This is a genomic window from Rheinheimera hassiensis, assembly GCF_022436675.1.
Lineage (GTDB): Bacteria > Pseudomonadota > Gammaproteobacteria > Enterobacterales > Alteromonadaceae > Alishewanella > Alishewanella hassiensis.
This window is the reverse complement of sequence record NZ_JAKUJZ010000074.1, coordinates 1-233: the sequence shown is the minus strand read 5'-3', so window position 1 is coordinate 233 and position 233 is coordinate 1. Positions and strand designations below refer to the sequence as shown.

Genomic DNA, 233 nt, shown 5'->3' with positions numbered 1-233 from the left:
CTTAACGATTGTGGTTAGTCCTCGCCAAATTGAAGCAATGGTATTAATCAATGGACTAAAGAATGAAACAAGACCTTGCCAAATTGACTTGGCAGCAGATGTAATTCCACTCCATAAACCACTAAAAAATCCAGTTATGCCATTCCATATGCCTTTAACGGCACCCACGGCACCATTCCATACTTGAACTATTGTGTTCCAAACAGAAGTTGCTATCTGAACTAATCCTTGCC

The 233-nt window shown here is 40.3% G+C and carries 1 protein-coding gene; it reads left to right on the top strand.

The features are described from left to right. A partial coding sequence (locus MJX74_RS21690) for a hypothetical protein (RefSeq protein WP_240225092.1) occupies window positions 1–187 on the top strand: 187 nt, incomplete at its 5' end. Window positions 188–233: the final 46 nt, after the last annotated feature.